The organism is Bradyrhizobium liaoningense (assembly GCF_018130785.1).
Lineage (GTDB): Bacteria > Pseudomonadota > Alphaproteobacteria > Rhizobiales > Xanthobacteraceae > Bradyrhizobium > Bradyrhizobium liaoningense_A.
The window spans coordinates 1-3,190 of sequence record NZ_JAFCJT010000057.1 but is presented as its reverse complement, the minus strand read 5'-3'; the positions used below and the strand labels follow the sequence as shown (position 1 = coordinate 3,190).

Below are 3,190 nucleotides of genomic sequence, written 5' to 3'. Positions count from 1 at the left end.
CCGCCGGCGAGCTTGGCCATGCGGGGGTCGAGGTTGACGGGGTTCTCTTCCATGCCGGCCTCGGGCAGGCGCAGCACCTCGCCGATCTGGTCGATCAGGAGGCCGTAGGATTCACCGCGCAGGTCGACGCCGACCGCCATCGGGGTCTTGCCGTCTTCATCCCTGGGCAGGCCGAGCCGCGAACGCATGTCGACCACGGTGACGATGCGGCCGCGCAGGTTCAGCACGCCCGCGATCTCGCGCGAGGACAGCGGCACGCGGGTGACGCGCTCGGGCATGAACACGTCCTGGACGCGGGAGATCGGCAGCCCGAACAGCTGGCCGCCGATCATCGCGGTGACGTATTCGACCATGGCGCCTTCGGTGGACTGGGTCTTGCTGCTCATGTTGGATATCTCCTGATCCCTGTCCTGCTCTTAGGCCGCCGCCCGGTTCAGCTCGGAGGCGCCGGCGGCGCCCGCGGTCTGTTCCTTCAGCGCCGCGATCAGACCGGGACGGTCGAACTTGGCGACATAGTCGTGGAAGCCGGCCTGACGGCCGCGCTCGATCGCCGCCGGCGACACCAGCGCGGACAGGCCGATGATCGGCATCGCGCCCAGATTGTTGTCGGAGCGGATCACTTCCGCGAACTCGAACCCGTTCATGTCGGGCATCTCGATGTCGGTCAGGACCACGTCGAAGCTCTGCGCACGCAGCGCGGCGAGGCCCTCCTGCGCGGTCGGCGCGGTGCGGACGCGGTAGCCGGCCGCCTTCAGCACCGGGGCCAGCATGTTGCGGAAGAACGCGCTGTCGTCGACCAGCAGCACCGACTGCGAGTGCATCGACGGCTTCATCTCCTTGCGGGTGAACCAGTCGGCGAACGCCATCGGCAGGAAGTGGCCGACGTCGATCACCTCGGTGGCCTGGCCCTTGATCACGGCCGAGCCGAGAATGCCGGAGGAGGAGCCGCCGACCTCGATGTTGAGCCGTTCCTCGACGATGTCGATGATCTCGTCGACGACGAGGCCCATGGAGCGGCCGTCATCGGCGAACACCAGGATCGGCTGGGCGCCCTGGCTCGCGATGGTGACGCTCTCCATGGCGACCAGCGGCATCAGCTGCTCGCGGTACTGCACCATGTAGCGGCCGTTGCTGAACTCGATCTTGTCGGCCGGGAGCTCTTCCAGGCGGGTGACGAGCCCGAGCGGGACCGCCTTGGGCTGGCTGGAGCCGGCGCGGAACACCAGCAGCGAGGTGGTCTGCTCGCCACTTCCGATGTGATGCGCCCCGTTCTCGTCGCCCATGTCATGGGCCGAGGAGCCGGCGGCGCCGAGCGCCTTGGCAATGCCGTTGGGATCGATGATCATGATCACCGCGCCATCGCCCAGGATGGTGTTGCCGGAGAACATGTCGATGTGACGCAGTTTTGTCGACATCGGCTTCACGACGATCTCTTCCGTATGGAAGACACCATCCACGACGATGCCGAAGGTCTGGCTGCCGACTTGCGTGACCACGATGAAGCCGTTCTCGGGATCGCTGGCCGCGCCGTCGTCGATCTTGAGCAGCTTCTTGAGGTGGATCAGCGGCAAGAGCTTGTTGCGCAACCGGAGCACCGCGGTGTCCTTGATGCGCTCGATGCGGTGCTCGGAGTTGGCGCGGGCACGCACCAGCTCGACCACCGAGAGCTGCGGGATGGCGAAGCGATCGCCGGCGGCCTCGACGATCAGCGCCGAGACGATCGCCAGCGTCAGCGGGATCTTGATGGTGACGGAGGAGCCCTCGCCGGCCACCGACTTGATGTCGATGGTGCCGCCGATCTGGTCGATATTGGTGCGCACCACGTCCATGCCGACGCCGCGGCCCGAGACCGAGGTGATGGCGGCCGCGGTGGAGAAGCCGGGCGCGAAGATGAACTTGTGGATCTGGGCTTCGCTCATCTTCTCCAGCTCGGTCTCGGTGACGAGACCTGAGGAGATCGCCTTGGCCTTGATCTTCTCGGTGTTGAGGCCGCGGCCGTTGTCGGCGATGCAGATGATGATGTGGCCGCCCTCGTGATAGGCGGACAGGCGGATGGTGCCCTGCTCGCCCTTGCCGGAGGCGAGACGCTCGGCGGGGGTCTCCAGGCCATGGTCGGCGGAGTTGCGCACCATGTGGGTGAGCGGGTCCTTGATCAAATCGAGCACCTGGCGGTCGAGCTCGGTGTCGGCGCCGTGCATCTCCAGCTCGATCTGCTTGCCGAGTTCGCTCGAGAGGTCGCGGACGATGCGGGGCAGCTTCTGCCAGGCATTGCCGATCGGCTGCATGCGCGTCTTCATGACGCCCTCCTGCAGCTCGGCGGTGACGTTGGAGAGGCGCTGCAGCGGCACCTTGAACTCGGTGTCCTCGTTGCGGCGGGAGATCTCCAAGAGCTGGTTGCGGGTCAAGACCAGCTCGGAGACCATGGTCATCAGATGCTCCAGCGTATCCACGTTGACGCGGATCGACTGGTTGGCGATGCGGTCGCCGTCGGAGGCGCCCTCGTCGGCCATCGACTTCTTCGGCGCGGCCTTGTCCTTGGGCGCCTTCTCCTTGGCGGCTTCCTTCGCGGCAGGCGCCGGGGCTTCAGCAAGGGCGCGGGTTCGGCCTTGACCTCAACCTTGGCGACAGGGGCCGGGGCTTCGATCGCGGTCTCGCGGAAGGCGCGCTCGAGCTCGTCGAGCGAGACTTCGCCCGGACGTAAGGGCCGCTCCAGGGTCTGGTCGATCAGCGTGCCAGAGGTCATTTCTTTTGCGGGGGCAGCCTTGGCTTCAACAGCGGGAGCTTCCGGCACCAGCGGCGGCGCTTCAGCAACGGGAGCAGCGGCAGCCCCTGCGGCCGGCATCGGCTGCGCCGCGCCTGACATCGCCGCCATGCCCTGCTCGACCATCGCTTCCAGCTTGTCGATGAGATCGCGGTCGGTGCCCTCGGGCTCGGCTTCGGTCGCCTCCAGCCCGGCCAGGATTTCCTTGATGCGGTCGATCGAGGACAGGATCACCGTCACCGCCTGCCCCGTCACCGGCATGCCGTCGCGGAATTTGCCCATCAGCGTCTCGCCGGCATGCGCCAGCGCTTCAAGCCGCGGCAGTCCGAGGAAGCCGCAAGTGCCCTTGATGGTGTGGACCAGGCGGAAGATGTTATCCAGGATCTTGGCGTTGTTCGGCTCCTGCTCGAACTTCACCAGCTGATTGTC

1 protein-coding gene and 1 pseudogene are annotated in these 3,190 nt (G+C 66.6%); both read right to left on the bottom strand.

The window, feature by feature from the left end; genetic code table 11:
- A partial coding sequence (locus tag JQ627_RS38825; protein WP_212489589.1) for a chemotaxis protein CheW occupies window positions 1–386 on the bottom strand: 386 nt, incomplete at its 3' end.
- A 30-nt stretch (window positions 387–416) separates the two neighbouring features.
- Window positions 417–3,190, bottom strand: a pseudogene (locus JQ627_RS38820) (chemotaxis protein CheW); the annotation flags it as partial.